21 protein-coding genes are annotated in these 20,355 nt (G+C 67.0%); 15 read left to right on the top strand and 6 right to left on the bottom strand.

What is annotated here, in order from left to right; translation table 11 throughout:
• The first annotated feature begins 109 nt into the window (after positions 1 to 109).
• Positions 110 to 2,047 (top strand): propionate catabolism operon regulatory protein PrpR, encoded by a 1,938-nt coding sequence (gene prpR / locus HG262_RS13365; protein ID WP_169271485.1) that lies wholly within the window; start codon positions 110 to 112, stop codon positions 2,045 to 2,047.
• Between the two features lie 55 nt (positions 2,048 to 2,102).
• Here the strand turns inward: prpR and HG262_RS13360 are convergent, their stop codons facing one another.
• Positions 2,103 to 2,348 carry a hypothetical protein gene (locus HG262_RS13360; protein ID WP_006227235.1) on the bottom strand — a complete coding sequence of 82 codons (246 nt, stop codon included), beginning with the start codon at positions 2,346 to 2,348 and terminating at the stop codon, positions 2,103 to 2,105.
• Between the two features lie 198 nt (positions 2,349 to 2,546).
• Here HG262_RS13360 and HG262_RS13355 point away from each other — a divergent pair, with 198 nt between their 5' ends.
• From HG262_RS13355 to HG262_RS13300, 12 genes are all read left to right on the top strand, one after another.
• Positions 2,547 to 3,671: a cupin domain-containing protein gene (locus HG262_RS13355; protein ID WP_169271484.1), complete on the top strand. Its 1,125-nt coding sequence runs from the start codon at positions 2,547 to 2,549 to the stop codon at positions 3,669 to 3,671.
• A gap of 90 nt (positions 3,672 to 3,761) precedes the next feature.
• Positions 3,762 to 4,673 carry a fumarylacetoacetate hydrolase family protein gene (locus HG262_RS13350; protein ID WP_169271483.1) on the top strand — a complete coding sequence of 304 codons (912 nt, stop codon included), beginning with the start codon at positions 3,762 to 3,764 and terminating at the stop codon, positions 4,671 to 4,673.
• 59 nt (positions 4,674 to 4,732) lie between these two features.
• Complete coding sequence (locus HG262_RS13345; protein WP_169271482.1) at positions 4,733 to 5,926, top strand: ABC transporter substrate-binding protein; 1,194 nt, start codon at positions 4,733 to 4,735, stop codon at positions 5,924 to 5,926.
• Positions 5,923 to 6,837, top strand: a complete 915-nt coding sequence (locus HG262_RS13340; protein ID WP_169271481.1) for a branched-chain amino acid ABC transporter permease — start codon at positions 5,923 to 5,925, stop codon at positions 6,835 to 6,837. Before HG262_RS13345 ends, HG262_RS13340 begins: the two co-directional genes overlap by 4 nt.
• A complete protein-coding gene (locus HG262_RS13335; protein ID WP_169271480.1) occupies positions 6,834 to 7,820 on the top strand; it encodes a branched-chain amino acid ABC transporter permease in 987 nt (328 codons plus the stop codon). Before HG262_RS13340 ends, HG262_RS13335 begins: the two co-directional genes overlap by 4 nt.
• Entirely contained in the window at positions 7,810 to 8,580 is a 771-nt protein-coding gene (locus HG262_RS13330; RefSeq protein ID WP_169271479.1) for an ABC transporter ATP-binding protein, read from the top strand. Before HG262_RS13335 ends, HG262_RS13330 begins: the two co-directional genes overlap by 11 nt.
• Positions 8,567 to 9,259, top strand: coding sequence for an ABC transporter ATP-binding protein (locus tag HG262_RS13325; RefSeq protein WP_169271478.1), 693 nt, complete (start codon positions 8,567 to 8,569; stop codon positions 9,257 to 9,259). The genes HG262_RS13330 and HG262_RS13325 overlap by 14 nt, the downstream gene beginning before the upstream one ends.
• A 64-nt stretch (positions 9,260 to 9,323) precedes the next feature.
• Complete coding sequence (locus HG262_RS13320) at positions 9,324 to 10,085, top strand: GntR family transcriptional regulator (RefSeq protein WP_169271543.1); 762 nt, start codon at positions 9,324 to 9,326, stop codon at positions 10,083 to 10,085.
• The gene (locus HG262_RS13315; RefSeq protein ID WP_169271477.1) at positions 10,078 to 10,962 is read left to right on the top strand and encodes an alpha/beta hydrolase; all 885 of its coding nucleotides are present in this window, start codon (positions 10,078 to 10,080) and stop codon (positions 10,960 to 10,962) included. The genes HG262_RS13320 and HG262_RS13315 overlap by 8 nt, the downstream gene beginning before the upstream one ends.
• Before the next feature lie 67 nt (positions 10,963 to 11,029).
• Positions 11,030 to 11,944 (top strand): LysR family transcriptional regulator, encoded by a 915-nt coding sequence (locus HG262_RS13310; RefSeq protein ID WP_169271476.1) that lies wholly within the window; start codon positions 11,030 to 11,032, stop codon positions 11,942 to 11,944.
• Positions 11,945 to 12,088: 144 nt separating this feature from the next.
• Entirely contained in the window at positions 12,089 to 13,081 is a 993-nt protein-coding gene (locus HG262_RS13305) for a tripartite tricarboxylate transporter substrate binding protein (protein WP_169271475.1), read from the top strand.
• Between the two features lie 63 nt (positions 13,082 to 13,144).
• Positions 13,145 to 14,089, top strand: a complete 945-nt coding sequence (locus HG262_RS13300; protein WP_169271474.1) for a succinylglutamate desuccinylase/aspartoacylase family protein — start codon at positions 13,145 to 13,147, stop codon at positions 14,087 to 14,089.
• 10 nt (positions 14,090 to 14,099) lie between these two features.
• On the opposite strand, the gene HG262_RS13295 is transcribed toward HG262_RS13300, so the two are convergent.
• The 3 genes from HG262_RS13295 to HG262_RS13285 all read right to left on the bottom strand — a co-directional run bounded on the left by HG262_RS13295 (position 14,100) and on the right by HG262_RS13285 (position 17,200).
• Positions 14,100 to 14,621 (bottom strand): lipocalin family protein, encoded by a 522-nt coding sequence (locus HG262_RS13295; RefSeq protein WP_006227222.1) that lies wholly within the window; start codon positions 14,619 to 14,621, stop codon positions 14,100 to 14,102.
• Between the two features lie 81 nt (positions 14,622 to 14,702).
• Positions 14,703 to 16,274 (bottom strand): glutamate--cysteine ligase, encoded by a 1,572-nt coding sequence (gene gshA, locus HG262_RS13290; RefSeq protein ID WP_169271473.1) that lies wholly within the window; start codon positions 16,272 to 16,274, stop codon positions 14,703 to 14,705.
• Positions 16,275 to 16,306: 32 nt separating this feature from the next.
• The gene (locus HG262_RS13285; RefSeq protein WP_211187273.1) at positions 16,307 to 17,200 is read right to left on the bottom strand and encodes an alpha/beta hydrolase; all 894 of its coding nucleotides are present in this window, start codon (positions 17,198 to 17,200) and stop codon (positions 16,307 to 16,309) included.
• A 60-nt stretch (positions 17,201 to 17,260) separates the two neighbouring features.
• Between HG262_RS13285 and HG262_RS13280 the strand changes: the two genes are divergently transcribed.
• Entirely contained in the window at positions 17,261 to 17,818 is a 558-nt protein-coding gene (locus HG262_RS13280) for a hypothetical protein (RefSeq protein ID WP_169271471.1), read from the top strand.
• Here HG262_RS13280 and HG262_RS31195 read toward each other — a convergent pair.
• The gene (locus HG262_RS31195) at positions 17,808 to 18,035 is read right to left on the bottom strand and encodes a helix-turn-helix domain-containing protein (protein WP_348984389.1); all 228 of its coding nucleotides are present in this window, start codon (positions 18,033 to 18,035) and stop codon (positions 17,808 to 17,810) included. The two genes, HG262_RS13280 and HG262_RS31195, sit on opposite strands and share 11 nt — an antisense overlap.
• Before the next feature lie 256 nt (positions 18,036 to 18,291).
• Between HG262_RS31195 and HG262_RS13270 the strand changes: the two genes are divergently transcribed.
• Positions 18,292 to 19,191: an AEC family transporter gene (locus HG262_RS13270; RefSeq protein ID WP_169271469.1), complete on the top strand. Its 900-nt coding sequence runs from the start codon at positions 18,292 to 18,294 to the stop codon at positions 19,189 to 19,191.
• A gap of 27 nt (positions 19,192 to 19,218) precedes the next feature.
• On the opposite strand, the gene HG262_RS13265 is transcribed toward HG262_RS13270, so the two are convergent.
• A complete protein-coding gene (locus HG262_RS13265) occupies positions 19,219 to 20,226 on the bottom strand; it encodes an Ldh family oxidoreductase (protein WP_169271468.1) in 1,008 nt (335 codons plus the stop codon).
• Positions 20,227 to 20,355 lie beyond the last annotated feature (129 nt).

The following is a 20,355-nucleotide window of genomic DNA, read 5'->3' as shown; positions in this document are numbered from 1 at the left end:
GGATGGCCAGGTCCATTGATAAGAAAGGATTTTTTTAAATGGCGGGCATTTTCGGTAATCCGGGTTGATCTATATTTGAAACACAAGCATTCAAAAATGAGACAGCCCAATGCCAGCCCACCAGCCTTACCCGGCGCCGACGCCCAGCCCGGTTTCACTCTGGGCCGTCAGCGCCTATGAGCTGCTGCCCCTGGTGCAGCGTTGCGCGCCGGATTACGCGGAGCGCGCGCGCGTGCAGGTCCTGAAGGCCCATTTCGACGACGCCGTAGACATGATCCGCGCCAAGCTGCGCACGGAATCTTGCGATGTGATCCTGACGGCGGGCGCGAACGCCGATTATTTACGGTCGCAGTTGGACGTTCCGGTAGTCGCCGTTCGCGTGGGGGGGTACGACGTCATGGCCGCATTGGCGCGTGCGCGCCAGGTGTCAGACCGCATCGCATTGATGCTGTACCGGCTTGTGCCCGAGGAAATGCGGCAGTTCATCCAAGAGTTCGACCTGAAACTGGACGTGCGCGCCTACGACACCGAGAACGACGCCCGCAATACCGTGGCGGCATTGCGGGCCGACGGCGTGCAGGTGGTGATCGGCGCCGGCCTGGCCGTGCACCTTGCGCAGCAGCAAGGCATGGCCGGCGTGTTCCTGTATTCGCGCAATTCGGTCAACGCGGCGTTGGAAGACGCGATCAACCTGGTGGTGGCGCAGCAGGCCGAGAAGTCGCGCCGCATTACCTTGGCGAACGTGCTGGAGCACTTGCACGAAGGGGTCGTCGCCGTCGATGCGCGAGGCTGTGTCGTGGCGGCCAATCCGGCCGCGCAGATGCTGACGGGCAGTGCCCCGCCCTTGGCGATCGGCGCGCCGTTGAATGCAGGCGTGGCGGAACTCGATCCCGGCCCGGCATTGCGCAACGCATCGCGGGGCGGTTCGGGCGTGTTCACCTTTCAGGGGAGGCAGGTCGTGGTGGACAGCACGGTGCTGCACGAAGGCGGGGTGGCGGCAGGCGCGGTCTACACCTTGCGCGAATCCAACGACGTGCGGCAGGCATTCCACAAGCTGCGCCGCCACGAACGCCGCAAGGGCGCGGGCGCGAGCTATACGCTGGACCAGATCGTGCAGGCGTCGCCGACGATGCAGGCCGTGGTCCGCCGGTGCCGCATCTATGCCACGCGCGGGGAGGCGACGGTGCTGATCACCGGGCCAAGCGGAGTCGGCAAGGAGCTGCTGGCGCAGGGCATGCACCACGCCAGTCCGCGCCGTCACCATGCGTTCGTGGCGGTCAACTGCGGCGCGTTGACGGAAAGCCTGCTGGAAAGCGAGCTGTTCGGCTATGAGGAAGGGGCCTTCACCGGCGCGCGCCGGTCGGGCAAAGCGGGACTGGTCGAAGCCGCGCATCAGGGCACCTTGTTCCTGGACGAGATCGCGGAGCTGCCCTTTGCGCTGCAGACCCGCTTGCTGCGCGTGCTGCAGGAACGGGAAATCACGCGCGTGGGCGCGGTCACCGCTACGTCAGTGGACCTGCGCGTCATCGTGGCGACGCACCGCGACCTGTTGGCGATGGTGCGCGAGGGCACGTTTCGCGAAGACCTGTACTACCGCATTGCAGTCCTGTGCGTGGCCGTGCCGCCACTGAAGTCGCGGCCGGCCGATGTTGACGCGTTGTCGCGGCGATTCGTGTCGCAGGCGATGCGCGATGCGGGCCTGGACCAGTACGAACAAGCGGTGTTGGACGTTTTACCTGCGGCCCTGGCGGATCATGATTGGCCAGGCAATGGACGCGAACTGGAAAACGTGGCGCAGCGGATTGCGATGGCGTGTGCGGAACGGGATGCGCCGCTGGATGCGGCGGCAATCCGGGCATTGCTGGACAGGCCGGGCGGGCTGGGCGTGGACGATGCCGCCACGCTGACGTCTGTGCGGCGATCGGGGGAGCGAGAGTACGCGCAAGCGGTGCTTGCCGAGTGCGGAGGCAATCACGCCGCCGCGGCGCGTAAATTGGGCGTCAGCCGCAGCACGCTATGGCGCAAATTGCGCGGCTCAGGCGGCTAGCCGCCGTAACGTCTGGGCGCGGCCCACCCGGCAGTGGACGGGCCGCGCCCAGACGTCAATCATCCAGCGACGGCACCGTGCCGATCTGCATCAGGATGCGCGGCGATTCCATATCGCCGGTTTCTTTGTCGATCAACACTTCATAGGCGGCGACCCCCGCGAATTTGGAGGCCATGGAATTGGCGATCCGGATGGCTCCGAATTCGCTGCTGGCCGGACGGATTTCACCTGGCGCGACACCGTTGGCGGCGGCGCGGTAGGGAACGACGATGTACTGAACAAGATGAGCGGCTTCGGACACAGGATTCTCCTGGACGACAGTTTTTCGGGCGAGCGAAATGTATCACGTCGAACTGTGTTTTTGTACAGTATTTTTTGACACGGCGCCCACAAAATTTCGCTTGGCGGGAAAACCCCTAGCGCGCAACGATTGCCCGATTTCGGCCTCGCCTCTATTATTTTCGAAAATCTTCTGATTTTTATAAAAAGAGGGAAAGGGATGGAATCCAACCGGTACGACGCCTACCGCGAAGACACCGCAGGCCGCGCCAACGTGGCCGATTCGCCGGAGCGCATCGCCTATTACCAGGAGTTGGCGCGCCTGGAGACGGGCGCGCTGTGGACGGTGGCGAACAAGATCGAGCCCTGGGCGCCGCGGTCCGCCTCGGTGCCGGTGGTGTGGCGCTATCAGGACTTGCGCGGCCATGTGCTGCGGTCGGCCGAGCTGGTGTCGCCCGAAGAGGCGGGCCGGCGGGTCATCTATCTGAACAATCCCGGCCGGCGCGACGTGGCCGCCGCCGTGGGCTGGCTGTATTCGGGCCTGCAGGTGATGCAGCCCGGGGAACTGGCGTCTGCGCACAAGCATTCGCATTCCGCGCTGCGTTTCATCATGGAAGGGCAGGGTGCGTACACCGTGGTCGACGGCCACAAGATGACGCTGGGCGCCAACGATTTCGTGCTGACGCCCAACGGCACCTGGCACGAGCACGGCGTGTCCGAAGACGGCACCACCTGCATCTGGCAGGATGGGCTGGACATTCCGCTGGTCAACGCGCTGGAGGCCGGCTTCTACGCCGTGCATCCCGACCTGAACCAGACGGTGACGTACCCGGTGGATGACACCAGCGCGGCCTGGGGCCACGCGGCGTTGCGGCCGCAGGTGTCGGGCTGGACGAAGCCCTATTCGCCGCTGTTCAAGTATGAATGGGAACCCACCTACGAGGCGTTGCGCCGCTATGCGCGCACCACCGCCGGCAGCCCGTACGACGGCATTTTGCTGGAATACGTGAACCCGGCGACCGGCGGCCCCGTCATGCCCACCATCGGCGCCAGCATGCAGTTGCTGCGCGCGGGCGAGCACACCAAGGCGCACCGCCACACCGGCAGCTTCATCTATCAAGTCGCCAAAGGCAGCGGCTATTCCATCATCGACGGCAAACGCTACGACTGGACCGAACGCGACATCTTCTGCGTGCCGTCCTGGGCCATCCATGAACACGTGAACCTGTCGGCGAACGACGACGCCTGCCTGTTCTGCTTCAACGACCTGCCGGTGATGCGGTCGCTGGCGCTCTACCGCGAAGAAGCGGTCAAGGAAAACGACGGCCATCAAGTGCTGATCTAGCGTCGCCCGACCCCCTTTCAAATTTTCATCCGCCGCGCGGGCGCCGTTCCGCGCGCCTGACTCAACTCATCCTGAATTTATGGAGTTCCTATGCGTTTGGTGACTTTTCGCGCTCATCCCACCGCCGCCGCACGGCTTGGCGCGTTGGCCGAAGGCTATGTGGTGGACCTGGCCTTGCTGGGCGCCGCCGGCGGCGTGGACCTGCCCGACGACATGCTGGCCTTCATTGACCTGGGTCCCGTGGCGGTCGCGCAGGCCAGCCGGCTGATGGAGTCGTACCGCGGCAATTGGCCCGTTGGCACGGCGCTGCCGCAGGAAAACGTGAAGCTGCTGGCGCCGATCCCGCGGCCGCGCAAGAACATCTTCGGCATTGGCCTGAACTACGTGGAGCACGTCGCGGAATCCAGCCGTACGCTGGACACCTCGGCCGACTTGCCCAAGCAGCCGGTGATCTTTTCCAAACCGCCCACCACCGTCATCGGCCCGGGCGACGCCATCGAGCACAACGCCAAGATCACGCAGCAGCTGGACTGGGAAGTGGAACTGGCCGTGATCATGGGCCGGCGCGCACAGCGCGTGGCCGAGGCCGACGCGCTGTCCTACGTGTTCGGCTACAGCGTCATGCTGGACATGAGCGCGCGCGACTGCCGCCGCGCCGGGCAGTGGATCTATTCGAAGGGCCAGGACACCTACGCGCCGTTCGGCCCCTGCATCGTTACCGCCGACGAGATCCCTGATCCGCAGGTGCTGGACCTGTGGCTGACGGTCAACGGCGAAAAGAAGCAGGGATCCAACACGCGGCACATGCTGTTCAAGGTGCCGTTCCTGATCTCGGACATCAGCGCCGGCATCACGCTGGAGCCGGGCGACATCATCGCCACCGGCACGCCGGAAGGCGTGGGCGCGGGCCGCAAGCCGCAGGAATGGCTGTGGCCGGGCGATGTGGTGGTGGCGTGCGTGGAAGGTATCGGCACGCTGCGCCATCCGGTGGTGGCGGTCTAGCGCAACAGGCAATCGGGCCCGGCTGCCAGGCGGGCCACGCAGTCTTCAAGGGGAAAAACATGATCAAGAAACAGAAAAAAGGCGGCCTGTCCGCCGCGCTTGCCGCCGTAATGGGCACGGTTGCCGCGATGGGCGCGGCGCATGCCGCAGACCCCGTCAAGATCGGCTTCATCGCTACGTTGTCCACGCCGGCGGGCTATATCGGCGAAGACGAGCGCGACGCCTTCAATCTGGCGATCAAGCAAGGCGACGGCAAGCTGGGCGGCGTGCCGGTGCAACTGGTCATCGAAGACGATGGCTTGAAGCCCGCCAACGCCAAGCAGGCGGCCGACCGCTTGCTGCAATCGGGCGTGAAGCTCTTTACGGGCGTGAATTTCTCGAACGTGCTGGCCGCCGTCGTGCCCAGCGTGGTGAAGTCGGGCGCCTTCTACGTGAGCCTGAACCCCGGCCCGTCGAATTTCGCGGGCGAGAAATGCGACCCCAACTATTTCGTGGCGTCGTATCAGAACGATGCCTTCCATACGGCGGGCGGCGTGGCCGCCAACGAGCTGGGCTACAAGCGCGTGGTGCTGCTGGCGCCCAACTACCAAGCCGGCCGCGATGCGATCGAGGGCTTCAAGCGCACCTACAAGGGCGAGGTGGTGGCCGAGATCTACACCAAGCTCGACCAGTCCGACTTTTCGGTGGAACTGGCGCGGCTGCGTTCGCTGGCGCCTGAGGCCATCTACCAGTTCCATCCTGGCGGTACCGGCATCAACTTCGTCAAGCAGTACGCGGCGGCGGGATTGAACAAGAGCATCCCGATGCTGATGCCCAGCTTTTCGATGGATGCGCGCATGATCCAGGCAACCGGCGACGCGTCGGCGGGGTCCTACACCACCGGTATCTGGTCGCAGGACTTCGACAATCCGCAGTCCAAGGCGTTCGTGAAGGCGTTCAAGGAAGCCTATGGCCGCGTGCCGACGGACTACGCGATGCAGGCGTACGACACCGCCAACCTGATCGGCGCTGGCCTGAAGGCCACCGGTGGCGACTTGTCGAAGGCGGCGGAATTTCGCGCGGCGCTGCGCAATCCGGCGTTCACGTCCCTGCGCGGCAAGTTCAGCATGAACACCAATCAGCATCCCATCCAGGACCTCTACCTGATGCGGATCGGCAAGGACAGCGACGGCACGTTGTCGCCGCATCTGGTCCGCAAGCTGGTGTCCGACGATAAGGACGCCTACGCCCAATTCTGCAAGATGCCATCATGACGCTTTTGTTCGAACAGCTGCTGAACGGCTTGCAGTTCGGCGCCATGCTTTTCATGCTGGCGGCCGGACTGACGCTGATCTTCGGGATCATGGGGGTCGTGAACCTGACGCACGGGTCCTTCTACATGGTGGGCGCGTATTGCGCGGCCTACGCCATCGGCACCACCGGCTCCTTCCTGGCGGGCGTGCTGGCCGCCTTGCTGGGCGCGGGCCTGTATGGCGTGTCGGTCGAGGTGCTGGTGATCCGCAAGCTGTACAAGCGCGACCATCTCTACCAGGTGCTGGCCACGTTTGGCCTGCTGCTGTTTTCGAACGAAGCGGTCAGCCTGATCTTCGGCCGGCGCCCGCCGCTGGTGGGCATTCCGTCGTTCCTCGAAGGCGCGGTGACGCTGGCGCCGGGATTCCAGTATCCGGTGATCCGCCTGTCGTTCATCGCGATCGGCGCGCTGGTGGCGGTGGGCTTGTGGTGGCTGGTCAACCGCACGCGCATCGGCATGCTGATCCGCGCCGGCGCCGACGACCGCGAAATGGTGGACGCGCTGGGCGTCGACATCCGCAAGCTCTACACGCTGGTGTTCGGCCTGGGCGCCTTGCTGTGCGGGCTGGCTGGCGTGATGGCCGCGCCGTTGCTGGCCGTCGAGATCGGCATGGGCGAACGCATCCTGATCACGACCTTTGTCGTCATCGTGATCGGCGGCGTCGGTTCGGTGCGCGGCGCCCTGGCGGGCGCTTTGCTGGTGGGCATGGTGGACAGCCTGGGGCGGGCCTTCCTGCCGCAGCTGTTGTCCACGGTGTTCTCGCCCGCCACGGCGGACCCGTTGGCGGCTGGCCTGGCGTCGGCCAGTATCTATGTGCTGATGGCGATCGTGCTGATCGCCAAGCCGGGCGGCTTGTTTCCGGCGCGGGGATGATGATGGCAAAGACTCTTTCGAATCGCGCCCGCTGGGGCCTGGCCGGCCTGGCCGTACTGATCCTGTTGCCGGCCGCGGCGCTGGCGTCGGGTTCGCCGTTCCTGATCGGCGTGGTGACGCGCTTTTTGATCTACGGGCTGGCCGCGGTCAGCCTGGACCTGGTGATCGGGTACGGCGCCATGGTCAGCTTCGGCCACGCCATGTTCTTCGGACTGGGCGGCTACGCAGTCGGCATCATCGCCTTCCATACCGCCGAGGCGGGGCCGATCTTCGGTTGGGCGGGCAGCAACGCGGCGCTGGTGGTGTGGCCGATCGCGCTTGCCGTGTGCGCGCTGGCCGGCTGGATCTTCGGCTACCTGGCGCTGCGCACGCGGGGCGTGCAGTTCATCATGATCACGCTGGCGTTCGGCCAGATGGTGTATTTCGTGCTGGTGTCGCTGCAGTTCTACGGCGGCGACGATGGGCTGATGATCCCGCAACGCAACGTGCTGCCGGGCATCAACCTGGAAAGCCCGACGGTGTTCTATTACGTGTGCCTGGCCGTGCTGACGGCATGGACGCTGTTCTGCATCCGCGTCACCAACTCGCGTTTCGGCATGGTGCTGCAGGCGCTGCGCCAGAGCGAACGGCGCGCGGTGAACCTGGGCGTGGCGCCTACCCCGTACCGGTTGAGCGCCTTCGTGCTGTCGGCCGTGGGCACGGGCCTGGCCGGCGTGCTGTGGGCCAACTATGCGGGGCTGGTCACGCCCGACATGGCCGCGTGGACCAAGTCCGGAGAATTGATGGCCATCGTGATCCTGGGCGGCGTGGGCACGCTGCTGGGGCCGATCGCGGGCGCGGCGGTGTTCCTGGGGCTGGAGCAGTTGCTGTCGTCCTTGACCGAGCACTGGCTGCTGTACATGGGGCCGATCCTGGTGCTGGTGGTGTTGTGGGGCCAGAAGGGCCTGTTCGGGAAACTGCTGGAGACGCGCCATGCCGACTGATGCAAGCACAAGCCTGCTGCTTCTCACGCAGCTGCGGAAAGCCTTTGACGCGGTGGTGGCCACCAACGGCGTGGACCTGGACGTGCAGGCGGGCGAGATCCACGCCATCATCGGCCCCAACGGCGCCGGCAAGTCCACGCTGATCGCGCAGATCTGCGGCGAGATCCGGCCGGATTCCGGCAGTATCCATCTGAACGGCCAGGACGTGACGGCGTTGCGCGCTTTCGAGCGCGCCCGGCTGGGCTTGGGGCGGTCGTTCCAGATCACGGAGCTTTGCCACGAATACACCGCGCTGGAAAACGTGATCCTGTCGCGCATGCTCAAGGGCGGCCGGGCCTTCCAGGCCTGGACCAACCCGCGCCACGACGAGGCATTGAAGTCCGAGGCCATGCAATGGTTGACGCACGTAGGGCTGGAGGACCGCCGCCACGTGCGGTCGGCGGACTTGGCGCACGGCGAAAAGCGGCAGCTGGAGCTGGCCGTGGCGCTGGCGCGGTCGCCGCGGTTGTTGCTGCTGGACGAGCCGATGGCCGGCATGGGGCCCGAGGAATCGGCGCGCATGACGCGATTGCTGCAAGGCATGAAAGGCAACTACGGCATCTTGCTGGTCGAACACGATATGGACGCCGTCTTCGCCCTGGCCGACCGCATCAGCGTGCTGGTCTATGGGCGGGTGGTGTTCAGCGGCACGCCCGACGAGGTGCGCCGCCATCCCGAGGTGCGCGCGGCCTATCTGGGAGAAGAACATGTTGAAGGTTGACGGGCTGACCGGCGGTTACGGCTCCAGCAAGGTGCTGTTCGGCATGTCGTTCGAGGCCAGCGAAGGCGAGGTGATTTCGCTGATCGGCCGCAACGGCATGGGCAAGACCACCACCATCAAGACCCTGATGGGGATGCTGCCCGCTACCGGTGGCGCGGTGCAGTTCCGCGGCCGGACGCTGGGAAAGTCCGCGCCCAGTACCGTCGCGCGGCTGGGCGTGGGCCTGGTGCCTGAAGGGCGGCGCGTGTTCGGCTCGCTGTCGGTACAGGAGAACCTGGTGGCGACGGCGCGTTTCGCGGCGGGCGGCTGGGATCTGGAGCGCGTCTACGCGCTGTTTCCGCGCTTGAAAGAGCGCCGCGCGCAGTCGTCGCGCACCTTGTCCGGCGGCGAGCAGCAGATGCTGGTGGTGGGCCGCGCGCTGATGACCAACCCCAAGCTGCTGATCCTGGACGAGGCCACCGAAGGGCTGGCGCCGCTGATCCGGCAAGAGATCTGGCGCTGCCTGCGCGCGCTGAAGGGCGAGGGGCAGACCATCCTGGTGATCGACAAGAACCTTCCCGAGATGGCCACGCTTGTCGACCGCCACTACATCGTGGACAAGGGCCGGGTGGCGTGGTCCGGCAAGCCGGCCGAGCTGTCCGCGCAGCCGGAACTGGCGCAGCGCTATCTGGGGATATGACGCAGGTAGAATGACCCGCCCGCAAGCGGGCCGGCGGGCAAGCCGCCGACATCTGGAGAGCATGTTGAAGCCAAGAATCAAAGCTTCCCGCCCGGACGACACCGGATCGGACGGGAACGCTGAAGTAGAGGAAATCACGCTGTCCGAGCAGGTCTACCGCCTGCTCCGGCGCGACATCATGAGCGGCGTTTTCGCACCCGGCCAATCCCTGCGGCTGGAACTGCTCAAGCAACGCTACGGCAGCAGCTTTTCCCCAATCCGCGAGGCGCTCAACCGCTTGCGCAGCGAACGCATGGTCATCAACACCACCTCGCGCGGCTTCAGCATCGCGCCGTTGTCGGTGGAAGAAATGTGGGACGCCTGTGAAACCCGCATCCTGATCGATTGCGATGCGTTGCGGCGTTCGCTGGCCAATGCCGACGATGCCTGGGAAGCGCGGCTGGTCGGCGCCTTTCATGCCTTGACGTTGGCCGCGCAGCGCGCGGGCGACGCGCAGCCGCCTTCCGAAGAGCTGGAGGAATTGCTTGAGGCGCGGCACCTGGATTTCCACCATGCGCTGATCGGCGCGTGCCGCTCGCATTGGCTGCTGGACCTGTCCACGCAGCTCTATGCGCAAACCGAGCGCTACCGCCGTCCGGCGCGCGCCGGCGCCACGGCCTACGGGCCGGAACGCAATGTCGACGATGAGCACCGCCGGTTGCTGGACGCCGCGATCTCGCGCGACGTCGAAGGCTCGGTCGCCATGCTGGCCGCACATTACCGCAAGACCGCGCAATTCATCGAACGCATCATTTCGCAGCCAGACACGCAGGCCCGCCATGCATGACACGGATATCGACCTTTTCTTTCCCACCATCGCCGAACGCGAAGTCCAGTACAACGCGCGCGAATCGGTGCCGGATTTCGACGCTTGCGTGCGGCGCTACGCCGAGTCGTCGGCCCGGGTGCGCACGCGCCGCCCCGGCGTTCTGGACCTGCGCTACGGCATGGGCCAGGATGAACGGCTGGACTTGTTCCTGCCGGCCGCCTCGCGCGCGCCGGCGCCGCTGTTCGTGTTCATCCACGGCGGCTACTGGCGCGCGCAGCGCAAGGAAGACGCGCCGGTGATGGCCGAGGCGTTCAACGCCGCCGGCGCTGCCGTCGCGACGCTGGAATACACGCTGGTGCCCGAAGCCACGCTGGGCGAAGTGGTGCGTGAAGTGCGTTCCGCCGTGGCGTGGCTGTATCGGAACGCCGCCGCCTACGGGGTGGATCCGAACCGCCTGTATATCGGGGGCAGCTCGGCCGGCGGCCATCTGGCCGGCATGCTGGCCGCGCCCGGCTGGCCCGCCCGGTATGGCGTGCCGGACGACGTGATAAAGGGGACCCTGGCGCTAAGCGGCCTGTTCGACCTGCGGCCGCTGTGCGGCATCCTGCCCAACACCTGGCTACAGCTGACCCCCGAGCAGGCGGCGCATCAGAGTCCGATCTTCAATCTGCCTGAACGCGCCGGCCCGATGCTGCTGGCGGTGGGCGGGCTGGAGACGCAGGGCTTCAAGAACCAGACCGCGGCGTTTGAAGCGGCCTGGAACGGCGCGGGCCTGGCGTCCACGCGCATCCCCACGCCGCATTGCAACCACTTCGACCTGGTCAACGAACTGGAAGACCCGGACAGCGACCTGACCCGGGCCACGCTGGCCATGATGGGGCTGGCGGCGCGTTGATCCCGCAGGCTCGGCGACCCGGCTGCCGGCGGTCGGGCGGTCGGCCGATGGCGTAAGCTTGCGCCTCATGGCCGACCTGAAACTCCTTGAAGACCTGATCGCGCTGGCGCGCACCGGCAGCTTCGTGCGCGCGGCCGAACTGCGCCACGTGACGCATCCCGCGTTCGGGCGGCGGATCCGTGCGCTGGAAGCCTGGGCGGGGGCGTCGCTGGTCGAACGGCAGCATCTGCCGGTCACGCTGACCCCGGAAGGCGAGGCGCTGCTGAAGACCGCCACCCAGGTGGTCGAGCAGATGGGGCTGGTGCGCCACCGCATCCGCAGTTCGGGCGCGGGTGGCGAAGCCGTGCTGCGCATCGCCACGGGCCGCAGCCTGGCCCGCACGCTGGTGGCGGACTGGATCGCGCGTCTGCGGCACCGCACGCCCAAGGTGCTGACCGAAGGCACGCAGGTGGAGCTGTCCACCGGCAAGGCGCAGGACCTGGTGGTGCGGCTGGAGCAGGGCAAGGTGGACCTGCTGTGCTGCTACGAGCACCCGGCGCTGTCGGTGCCGCTCAGCCCGGCGCGCTACCGCTACATGACGTTGGCGACCGACAAGCTGGTGCCGGTCAGCCAGGTGGACGCGCGCGGCCGCGCCCGCTACACGCTGCAAGACGGCGGTCCGCCCGTGCCGTTGATCACGTATACGGGCGGCCTGGCGATGGAGCGCATCGTCGGCGACCGCCTGGAGACCACGCCTTACGCGCTGACCCCGTTTGTGCGCAGCGATTCCCTGGACGCCGCACATGGCGCGGTGGCCAAGGGCGTGGGCGTGGCGTGGCTGCCGTGGTCGATGGTGGCGGCCGATTGCCGCCGGGGCGCGTTGGCCGCGCTTGGCGGGCGCAGCGAAGAAATCGCCTTCGAGGTGCGGCTGTACCGACCCCGGGCCCGGCTGACGGACCTGGCGGAAGCGGCCTGGGAGGCCACCGCCAACCGCAAGGCCTGACCTGCAGGCAGGCGACCAAGCCGAATAAGCACGAAGATGTGCCGTTTTGGCACGGATGGCGTGTGCGCCGCCCGTGAAAATGTGGCGCTAAACCTCAAACGAGACGGCCACGCCGTCCACCTCCAGCACCCCAAGGAAGAAAACATGATGTCCATCCTGCATCCGCTGCGTGCAGCGCTTGTTGCGCTCTGTGCCGCCTCGGCCGTTGCCGCCGCACCCGCCGCCCTGGCGGCCGACTATCCCGCCCGCAGCGTGTCGCTGATCGTCGGCTACCCGGCCGGCGGCAGCCTCGACCTGACCGCCCGCCTGCTGGGTGAAGAACTGGGCAAGCGCCTGGGCCAGACCGTGGTGGTGGAAAACGTGGGCGGCGCCGGCGGCACGATCGGCGCGCAACGCGTGGCGCGCGCCGCACCCGACGGCTACACGATCTTTCTGGGCTCCACCAACGAAATGGTGATCGCCCGCATGATCAACACCGCGGTCAAGTACGACAGCGCGAAGGATTTCACCGCCCTGGGGCTGGTGGCCTCGCAGCCGATGCTGTTGGCGGCCAGCAAGAATTCGGGCGTGAAGACCGCCGCCGACTATCTGAAGAAGCTGCGCGGCGCAGAGCCGGGCACGTTCAACTATGGGTCGTCCGGCGTGGGCACCACGCTGCACCTGGCCGGCGAAATGATCAACCAGGCCACCGGCACCCGCGCCGAACACGTGCCGTACCGCGGGGTGTCGCCGCTGGTCACGGACCTGATGAGCGGCCAGCTGGATTACGGCATGCTGGTGCTGTCCTCGGGGCTGCCGCAAGTGCGCAGCGGCAACATCGTGGCGCTGGGCCTGACCGAGAACAAGCGGTCGCCGGCCGCGCCCGAGATCGCGCCGCTGGCCGCGACGCCGGGCTTCGAGTCGGTGGACATCAACCTGTGGTTCGCGCTGTACGGTCCCGCTGGCTTGCCCGAGCCCGTCGTCGCCAAGCTGCGCGGTGTGCTGGACGAAACGCTGAAGTCCGAAGCCTTCCGTGCCAAGATGCAGGAAGCTGGCGGCGAAGTGGCCAAGCCGGGCGTCGATCTGGCCGCCTATCAAGCCGAAGAGACGAAGAAGTACGGCGCGCTGGTCAAGGCGGCGAAGATCGAAGCGCAATAAATCAGACTCCGTCATTTCAGGCTTTCATCAATCGCAAGACCAGGCAGACAAGCGGACATCATCATGGAATTCAAGCTTCCCGTTCCCGACCTGAGCGCCGAGCGCGCCGGCAACACCGATACGCCGGGCGTCTGGCATTTTGATTCGGGCGTGCCGGGCCGGGCGCTGATGGTGTCCGCGCTGGTTCACGGCAACGAACTGTGTGGCGCCTGGGCGCTGAAAGACCTGCTGGCCGCCGGTGTGAAGCCGCGCCGCGGCAGTTTGACGCTGGCGTTCTGTAATCTGGACGCCTTCGACCGGTTTGATCACGCCAACCACGACGCCTCGCGCTTCGTGGCCGAAGACATGAACCGCGTCTGGAGCGCCGAGCGCCTGGACAACCCGACCACGCCGGACCGCCAACGCGGCGCGGCGCTGCGTCCCTGGGTGCAGCGCGCGGACTGGTTGCTGGACCTGCATTCCATGCATGAGCCGGGCGCGCCCCTGCTGTTGACGGGCGTCCTGCCGCGCAACATCGCGCTGGCGCGCCGCCTGAAGGCGCCGCAACACGTGATTGTGGACGCGGGCCACAAGGACGGCGTGCGCATGCGCGATTTCGCGCAGTTCGGCGACCCCGCGCGTGAAGACGCCTGCGCCTTGCTGATCGAATGCGGCTTCCACGGCGAGCTGGCCTCGCGCGACGTGGCGCGCGACATGGTGGCGCGCATGCTGGTCGAATCCGGGGTGGTCGATGCGGCGGACGTGCCCGCCGGTTGGCTGCTGCCCGATCCCGCCGCGCAGCGCGTGCTGGAAGTGACGAATGCGGTCGTCGCGCCGTCGATGGACGTGACGTTCTCAGAAGCCTGGACCGGTCTGGAAACGCTGGAAAAGGCGGGGGCCGTGATCGGCTGGGCGGATGGCCAACCCATCGTGACCCCCTACGACAATTGCACGCTGATCATGCCGTCGCTGCGCCAGCTGAAACCCGGCGTGACGGTGGTGCGCCTGGCGCGCGACTACGCGGGCTGATCCGTTCGCGCTATTTCTGCGGCGTGTAGCGCAGTTCGTCCAGCTGATAGCCTTGCGCCGTTGCGGCGGCCAGGGCCTTGTCCAGTTCTTCCTTGGGCAGTTGCGGGGAACGCGACAATATCCACAGGTACTTGCGGTCAGGCGTGCCGACCACGGACCAGCGGTACTCCGGGTCCAGGCCGATCACCCAGTAATCGCCCTTGAACGGCTTGACGAACGTCACTTCAAGCTTGGCGTTGTTGCTGCCTTCGACGACGGTCGCGGTGCCCGAGGCCGAATCGATATCGCCATCCTTGGTGCGGCAGCGGTTGTTCACGCCCACGGTGCCGTCGGCATGCGCGGTGTATTCGGCGGTGGTGTCTCCCACGCAGTTGCGCTGGAAGAACATGGGGAAATTCGCGATTTCGTACCACATGCCGGCGTAACGCTTCAGGTCCACCGATTCCACGGTCTGCATGGCCGGCGGCGCGGCATGGGCGATTCCCGCCATGCTGGCTGCCAGGGCCAGCAAGAATGTTGCAGTGCGGCGCATGGAAAAAACCTCCTGATTGACAGACGTGGTTCGCGGCGCCGGCTTGGCCGGCGCCGCGAACCCAAACCCTAACGATACGCCTTATTTGCGCGGGGCTTTCAGGGCCTCGTGGTAGCGCGCGACGTAGGTGGCGAAATCCACCGTGTCCGACTGTTCGATGCGCTGTTGCTCCATCGTGGACTGCGCCGCGGCTTGCTCATAGGCGGCAGCCAGATCCGAGGGCAGGGCTTGCGCGCGCAGCGTCTCGGCATGCTTGCGGCTTTGCTGCAGCGAGTAGTCGTGGAACGACAGGCCGCTGCGCTTGAGCGAGTCCAGCAGGCGGGCCGACGGCGTGGCGTCCGGCTGATCGAGCTTGGCGCGCTGCGCCTCCAGGGCCTCGGCGTAGGCGCTGCCGCCCAATGCGGAATCGAACAGCGCGGCGTACGGCGCAATCTGATCCAGCAGTTCGTGGCCCCATTGCGCCAGCGTCACGGACTGGCCTTCGCGGTCCAGCGTCAGGCCCGGCTTGCGGCCTTGCTTGACGACTGTCGAGAAATTGTCGGCGCTGCGCTGACAGTAGCCGTTGGCGGGGAAGAAGGGGCTGTCGGAGGCGGTGCAAAACAGCAGGAACGCGTCGACGAAACGGCTGGTGCTGGCGTCGATGCCGACGGGCGAGTCCGGATCGATGTCCAGGCACCGCACTTCCACGTATTGCACGCCGCGTTCGGCCAGCGCCGTGATGGGGCGTTCGCAGCGGCCGGTGGCGCGCTTGGGGCGGATGCTGGAGTAGTACTCGTTTTCAATCTGCAGCACGTTGGTGTTCAGCTGGATCCATTCCCCGTTCCGATGCGTGCCCAGCTTCTGGTAATCCGGCCAGGGCTGGGTCACGGCGTCGTACAGACGGCCCAGGAACGTGTCCAGGTCGTTGTAGCAAAGCTTCAACTGCGACTGCGCCTTGTTCTGGTAGCCCAGGTCGCTCATGCGCAGGCTGGTGGCGTAGGGCAGATACAGCGTGTGGTCACCCAGGCTTTCAAGCGGATGCTCGCGGCCGCGCAGGAAGTCGCTGGCCAGCGCGGGCGCCGCGCCGAACAAGTACATCAGCAGCCAGGAGTAGCGCGTGAAGTTTCGGATCAGTCCGATATAGCCGCGCGAACGGCGGTCTTGCACCGAGCCCGGCTGCGTATCCAGCACGGACCAGAGGTCTTCGGCCAACGAAAAGTTGTAGTGCACGCCGGCGATGCACTGCATCGTCTTGCCATAGCGTTCCGCCAGCCCGCGGCGGTACACGTGCTTGAGCATGCCGGTGTTGGACTTGCCGTACCAGGCGATGGGGATGTCCGCTTCGGCGGGAAGCGTCGCGGGCATGGACTGGTTCCAGATCAGTTCATGGTCCAGCACGCTGTAGACGTGGCGGTGGGTATTGGTCAATTCGGCCAGCAGCGCGTCCACATCCGTGTGCGTACCGGTGATCAGTTCCAGCAGCGACTCGGAATAGTCGGTGGTGACGTGTTCGTTGGTCAGCGCCGAACCCAGGCCGGCCGGGTGCGGCGTGCGGGACAGGATGCCCTGCTCGTCCACGCGCAGGCCTTCTTTCTCGATGCCTCGCAGCGTCTGGGTCAGCAGCGAGCGGTTGGCCTCTAGGCGGGAGAGGCGGTTGGCGGCGGTATCAGTCACGGATTCTTCTCGTTGGGGTCTGTCGCCGGATTTTACGGGGTGCCGGCTTCCTGTGCCGAGGGAGCCAGTACTGGGCGCAGGGACAATACCTGCGCCGTGCGGGCCAACCACTCGTCCAGATCAGCATAAACCGGATCGGAAATGGGGGCCGTTTCATTGAAGATCTCGTGCCAGGCGGTGTCGTACCAGCGCAGCGTCAGCAGTTCGGCCGGAGCGCGCTGGGCGAACTGGCGGCTGCCCTCGGCGGCGACGATGGCGTCGTCTCCGGCCACCATCAACAGCGTGCGGCAGGGCAGCAGTCCGGATTCGCGCAGGGCCTCCTGGCCGCTTTCGTCCACGAAGCGGGCCAGCCTGCCCGTCATGCGGCGCCGCACCAGCGGGTCTGCGCGGTAGGCCTTCACCACGGCCCGGTCGTGCGAGATCCGGGCGGGCGCCAGGCCGTGGGGCACGCGGAGGTCGGGCGCGTGCAGGGACATCCAGGTGAGGGTGCGGCGCACCCACTGTGGCACGTGAACCACGAACGGCGGCGAACTCAGCACCAGGGCGTCCAGCTCGGCCATGCGGCGCAGCGCGATTCGCACCGCTACCAGCGCGCCCAGGCTGTGGGCCAGCAGGATCGGCGGCCGGCCTTGGGCGAGGGTCCAGGCGTGCAGCCGGTCGACGGCGTCGGTAACGAGGTCTTCCTGGTGGCTCAGCGTGGCGGCCGCGCCGCCCGAGCGGCCGTGGCCGCGATGGTCGTGCGCGCCCACGGCCCAGCCGCGGGCGGTCAGCCAGCGGGCCAGGCGGTCATAGCGCCCGGCGTGTTCGCTCAGGCCGTGCATCAGGTAGATGCTGGGCGTGCCCGGGCCTGTGATCGGCGGCGGCACGTTCGGGGCGGCGGACCAGACATAATTGGCCAATAGGGTGCCGTCGGGCGCGGGGGTCATGGAAATCGGCGACAATTTCTGGATTCCTTGAAATGGATAGACCGTCCAGGTCCTCGGGTAATGACGATTTCATCGCTGTTTCGTTTCATGTTCAAGAAAGCCGGCGTCTTTGTGGGGTTGGCGCTGGTGCTGGCCGCGTGTTCGCCCCGTTACAACTGGCGGGAAGTCGATGTGGCGGACGGCCATGTGCGGGCCGCCTTCCCGGACCGGGTCATGACGGATACCCGGGATCTGCGCCTGGATACCCATTCCTTGCGTTTTACCCTGGCGACCGCCACCGTGGGGGAAGCCGTGTTCGCGATCGGGTCGGCCCCGCTGCCCCCGGAGATCGCGGCCGACCCAGGGGCCAGGCAGGCGCTGGGCAGGGCGCTGGTGGCGTCGCTGTACGCCAACATGCAGGCCCCGCCGCCTACGGCGTGGCCGGCCAACGGCGAGGAGATCGAGGTGCATGGCAAGGCCATGGGCAAGCCGGGATGGTTGCAGGCCAGGGTTTGGGTGACCGACACCATGCTGATCGAAGCGGTGGCCGCGGGCACGCAGGAAAGCCTGCCGGCGGAACGGGCGCGCGAGTTCCTGCGGTCGGTGGTGGTCAACCCGACCCAACCCGTCAAACCGTGACGCCGTCCAGCAAGCCCTGGCGCAGCGCCGCGACCACGGCGGCCCGCCGGCCGCGCACGCCGAGCTTGGCGCAGGCGTTGCGCAGATGGAAGTTCACCGTGCTTTCGCTGACGCCCAGGATGCGGCCGGTTTCCCAGCTGGTCTTGCCCGCGGCGGACCAATACAGGCAGGCGGCCTGGCGGTCGGACAGCGTTTTCGTCGCGGGCGGCGCGGACAGCGAGGCCAGCGGCGCGATCGGCGGATTCAGCGCGGATAAAGGCGCGGATAAAGGCTTGGACAAGGGCGTGGACGGCGTTTGCAAGGACGCCTGCAACAAGGGGCGGTACGCGGACAAGCGGCGAAGGGCGGTCATGGCGGCTGTGGGCGGGACGCCCTGTAGTTGACGTGTTGTCCCATGCTGCGGTCGCGGCCGCCGGCAGGCAAGCATTGATGCCGCGGTGCATCAAACTCTTTATCTCTGACGGAATAGTCGTATGTTGGCCATCACCCAGTTCTACCTGTCAGCCATCGTGCTGATGCTGCCGTTGCTCTTCTGCGTGGGCATCGGGGTGTTCTGGGGCAAGCGCGACATTCCTTTCGGCGGCGCGTTCATCACCACGCTGGTGACGTCAGTGACGACGCCGGCCCTGGTGTTCCACACCTTCGTCACCACCCACCTGGACGACCGCGCGCTGGCTGATGTGGCGGCGGCCACGCTGCTGGCGCTGCTGCTGTGCGCGGGAGTCGCCGCGTTGCTGCTGAAAGTGTGGAAATTGCCGGTGCGCACCTTGCTGCCCACGGCCTTTTTGCCCAACGCCGGCAACCTGGGGCTGCCGATTTCGCAATTGGCGTTCGGCGATGCCGGCCTGTCGGTGGCGGTGGCCTTCTTTGCGGTGAACTCGTTCGTCATGCACACCGTCGCCGTGCGGTTGTTGCCTGGGGTGAACACCAAGGGCAGCTGGAAGAGCCCCATCCTGCTGGCCTCGGTGGTGGCGGTGGGGCTGCGCATGCTGCACATTCCCGTGCCGGAATGGCTGATCGAGACGGCCCGCATGCTGGGCGCCGTGACGGTGCCGCTGATGCTGCTGAGCCTGGGCCACGCCCTGGCGCTGATCCCGTCCAACGGCCTGCGCGATGGCGCCAAGGTGGGCGCGATCCGGTTGGGCGTCGGCCTGGCGGCGGGGCTGGCCGTCGTCTGGGCGCTGGACCTGGAGCCCATCCTGGCGGGGGCGCTGACCCTGCAGATGGCGATGCCGTGCGCGGTGGTCAGCTACATGTACGCCAAGCGCTATACGCCGCTGGGCGATACCGCGGCGGGCGCGGTGCTGGTGTCCACGGTGGTGTTCCTGCTGCTGGCGCCGCTGATGCTGTGGTTCACCCGCGCCGGGGCATAGATGCGGGCGGGCACCGCGGCGGCCGCCTCAGGCCACGCCCGCCATCGTCCGCAGTTGCGCCATGAGCGCGTCCGGGATATCCACGCCGTGCTTCACGGCTTCGTCGCGCAGTTTGCGGCGGCGGTCGCCAGGCAGGCGCACCCCGTCGTCCTCCAACATGGCGTCCACCAGCGTTTCGACGCGTTCCAGATAGGTGTTGTTGCCGGCCAGCGCGCCCGGATCGATTGCCATGAAAGCCTGGCCCAGCCGGGCAGGGCCGCCCGCGTCGACGAAGAATGATTCCGTCTCGAAGCCGAAATGCGCGCCTGTGAGGGCGCAGGCCAGCAGTTCGACGATCAGCGCCAGCATCGCGCCTTTGACGCCGCCGGCCGGCAGCATGCTGCCGGCCAGCCCCGCCTTGGGGTCGGTCGTGGGCTGGCCGTTCGCGTCCAGCGCCCAGCCCAGCGGAATGGGCTGGTTGTCGCGCGCGGCGATCATCAGTTTGCCGCGTGCCACTTGCGACAGCGACAGGTCGATCACCAGGCGCGCGCCGTTGCGGCGGGGAAAGACCGCGGCGATGGGGTTGGTGCCGAAAAGCGGGCGCTTGCCGCCCCAGGCGGGCATGGCGGCCGGCGAATTGCTGAGCGCCAGCGCCACCAGCCCGGCATCGGCCAGGGCTTCCAGGTGGTAGCCGGCCTCGCCGAAATGGTGGCTGTTGGCCACGCCGATGAAGGCGATGCCGTGTTCGCAGGCCCGCGCGGCCGCCTGCTCCACCGCCAGCGCGCAGGCCGGGAAGGCCAGGCCCGAGCCGGCGTCGATCAGGGCCGCGCCGCCGCGCTCATGCACGATGCGCGGCACCGCCGAACCGATGGCGCGGCCCGCGCGCAGGTGGCCGGCATAGAACGGCACGCGCGACAGGCCATGGGAACCGAGGCCCTGGCTTTCGGCGAAGACCAGCGCGCGGGCGGTGCTGTCCGCCATCGCCGGGTTGGCGCCGGCGGCGGCCAGGCCGGCCGCTGCCAGGAGTTGAAGTTCGTCCAGATAGATGTGAGCCATATCCTTCCCGTCAGGGGGGGCGCGCCGCGTCGGGGTGGGGGGCGCCGCCGGTAATGGCTATTGTCCCACCGGCGCACGGGCTGTGGCCGCGTGCGCAAGCAGTGCTAGAATTCTTTTCGCAGTACTGAT

The organism is Achromobacter sp. Bel, from assembly GCF_012928505.1.
GTDB lineage: Bacteria > Pseudomonadota > Gammaproteobacteria > Burkholderiales > Burkholderiaceae_B > Achromobacter.
Note: the sequence above shows the minus strand (reverse complement) of the source record. Positions and strands in the feature narration are given on the sequence as shown.

Excerpts from the sequence above, each read along its gene's own strand:
- HG262_RS13300 (WP_169271474.1), top strand. The coding sequence starts at position 13,145 with ATGGAATTCAAGCTTCCCGTTCCCGACCTGAGCGCCGAGCGCGCCGGC.
- HG262_RS13280 (WP_169271471.1), top strand. The coding sequence starts at position 17,261 with ATGACGATTTCATCGCTGTTTCGTTTCATGTTCAAGAAAGCCGGCGTC.
- HG262_RS13310 (WP_169271476.1), top strand. The coding sequence starts at position 11,030 with ATGGCCGACCTGAAACTCCTTGAAGACCTGATCGCGCTGGCGCGCACC.
- HG262_RS13335 (WP_169271480.1), top strand. The coding sequence starts at position 6,834 with ATGATGATGGCAAAGACTCTTTCGAATCGCGCCCGCTGGGGCCTGGCC.
- HG262_RS13265 (WP_169271468.1), bottom strand. The coding sequence starts at position 20,226 with ATGGCTCACATCTATCTGGACGAACTTCAACTCCTGGCAGCGGCCGGC.
- HG262_RS13340 (WP_169271481.1), top strand. The coding sequence starts at position 5,923 with ATGACGCTTTTGTTCGAACAGCTGCTGAACGGCTTGCAGTTCGGCGCC.
- HG262_RS13315 (WP_169271477.1), top strand. The coding sequence starts at position 10,078 with ATGCATGACACGGATATCGACCTTTTCTTTCCCACCATCGCCGAACGC.
- HG262_RS13270 (WP_169271469.1), top strand. The coding sequence starts at position 18,292 with ATGTTGGCCATCACCCAGTTCTACCTGTCAGCCATCGTGCTGATGCTG.
- HG262_RS13330 (WP_169271479.1), top strand. The coding sequence starts at position 7,810 with ATGCCGACTGATGCAAGCACAAGCCTGCTGCTTCTCACGCAGCTGCGG.
- HG262_RS13350 (WP_169271483.1), top strand. The coding sequence starts at position 3,762 with ATGCGTTTGGTGACTTTTCGCGCTCATCCCACCGCCGCCGCACGGCTT.
- HG262_RS13295 (WP_006227222.1), bottom strand. The coding sequence starts at position 14,621 with ATGCGCCGCACTGCAACATTCTTGCTGGCCCTGGCAGCCAGCATGGCG.
- prpR (WP_169271485.1), top strand. The coding sequence starts at position 110 with ATGCCAGCCCACCAGCCTTACCCGGCGCCGACGCCCAGCCCGGTTTCA.
- HG262_RS13285 (WP_211187273.1), bottom strand. The coding sequence starts at position 17,200 with ATGACCCCCGCGCCCGACGGCACCCTATTGGCCAATTATGTCTGGTCC.
- HG262_RS13345 (WP_169271482.1), top strand. The coding sequence starts at position 4,733 with ATGATCAAGAAACAGAAAAAAGGCGGCCTGTCCGCCGCGCTTGCCGCC.
- HG262_RS13355 (WP_169271484.1), top strand. The coding sequence starts at position 2,547 with ATGGAATCCAACCGGTACGACGCCTACCGCGAAGACACCGCAGGCCGC.
- HG262_RS13325 (WP_169271478.1), top strand. The coding sequence starts at position 8,567 with ATGTTGAAGGTTGACGGGCTGACCGGCGGTTACGGCTCCAGCAAGGTG.
- HG262_RS13305 (WP_169271475.1), top strand. The coding sequence starts at position 12,089 with ATGATGTCCATCCTGCATCCGCTGCGTGCAGCGCTTGTTGCGCTCTGT.